This window comes from Actinoplanes sp. NPDC048791, from assembly GCF_040650095.1.
Taxonomy (GTDB): domain Bacteria; phylum Actinomycetota; class Actinomycetes; order Mycobacteriales; family Micromonosporaceae; genus Actinoplanes.
The window spans coordinates 1-1,494 of sequence record NZ_JBEZGQ010001520.1 but is presented as its reverse complement, the minus strand read 5'-3'; the positions used below and the strand labels follow the sequence as shown (position 1 = coordinate 1,494).

At 74.0% G+C, this 1,494-nt stretch carries 2 protein-coding genes; both read right to left on the bottom strand.

Annotated features, from left to right (window positions below; all coding sequences use genetic code 11):
- A partial coding sequence (locus tag AB0C29_RS48055) for a hypothetical protein (RefSeq protein ID WP_360835016.1) occupies positions 1 to 320 on the bottom strand: 320 nt, incomplete at its 3' end.
- A 70-nt stretch (positions 321 to 390) separates the two neighbouring features.
- Positions 391 to 1,494: glycosyltransferase family 2 protein (locus tag AB0C29_RS48050; RefSeq protein WP_360835014.1), on the bottom strand; the 1,104-nt coding region annotated here is incomplete at its 5' end.

Here is a 1,494-nt window from a genome sequence, read left to right as displayed (position 1 = left end):
TGGGCCGGCTGCGCCTGGGCCGGCTGGTCCGGCTGGTCCGGGTGGGACTGTTCCGGGTGCGGCTGGTCGTGCTGCGGCCGATCCTGCGTCCGGGTCGGTTCGGGCGCGCGCTGGTCGGCCGCGCGCTGGTCCGCCATGTGCTGGGCCTCCGTGGCGTCGGGGGACTCGTACTGCTGGATGGACGTCATCGGGGTCGCCGGGCGCAGCACCGGCCCCTTGTCCGGTTCGCCGGGTTCCGGGGTCGGGTGCGCGCTCAGCATGCGGCGGCCACCCCGGTCGGTCGAGCCGGGGTGGCGTACGCATTTCCGACCGATCGCCACATCTGCTTCCTCCTGACCGAGAATGCCCGGTGCGGGGGGAAGTTTCCGGTGAACGGCTGAGTCGCCACGATCAGCGGCCGCTCCGGGCCTTGGCCCGGGCCGCCCGGCGGCCCTTCAGGTAGGCGCGCGGTCCCGCCAGCATGCCCTTGCGGTTCGCCGTCAGCAGTTCCCGTGGGAAGTCCTCGCGCAGCGTCGACACCCGCAGGCTGTCCTTGCTGGTCAGGTCGCGCAGGGCACCCGGGGCCAGCTTCAGCAGCGGCCAGAGCAGGCCGGGCCGCTTGAGCAGCAGGCTGGTGTACGCGGCGGTCAGCCCGGCGCCGTAGCCGACCATCTGCTTGTGCAGTCCTTCGAGGTCGCGCCGGTGGTAGTGGTGGGTGACCGCCGTGGGCTGGTAGACGATCGTGCCGCCGCTGATCAGTACCTGGGTGAACGCCAGGGTGTCCTCGGAGCCCATCGCCGGGGTGCCGGCGCCCAGGGCGGTGTCCCAGCCGCCGATGCTCTCGATGACGCCGGCCCGGAACGTCATGTTCGCGCCGGTGCCGAACGGCGGCAGCGGGTACAGCGGGCTCTGGATGTGCGCGGTCGCCGGGCTGAACACGTCGGGCCTGAAGCCGCGGCCCTTGCTGTGCCCGCCGAACTGCTCGAACCACAGCTGCGCCTGGGTCTCCAGTTCGGCCGGGACGATCACGCCGGAGACCACGTCGGCCTCCGGGTGGTCGACCAGGGCGCGGGCGACCTCGGCCAGCCAGTTGACGTCGGCGTACTCGTCGTCGTCGATCCAGGCCATGATCTCGCCCGGCGCGGCCGCCACCGCGGCGTTGCGGGCGAAGGACAGGCCGGCGCGCGGCTCCTTCAGGTAGGTGACCGGGCCGCGGCGGGCCGCCGAGCGGACGACCTCGGCGGTCGCGTCGGTCACCGGCGCGTTGTCGACGACCAGGATCTTGAAGTCGGGGTAGGCCTGCGCGAGCAGGCTGTCCAGGCAGCGGGCCAGGGCGCCGGGCCGTTCCCGGGTGCAGACCACCACGGTGATCGGCGGGGCGTCGGCCAGCACCGCGCGGCGGCGGGCCAGGAACGCCGGCTCGGTCGCCGGCGTGATGCCGTCGATCGGCAGGGCGGACAGGCCCAGCTCGGCGAGCCGGGGCGCCAGGGCGGTGCCGAGCTCGGCCCGGATCGC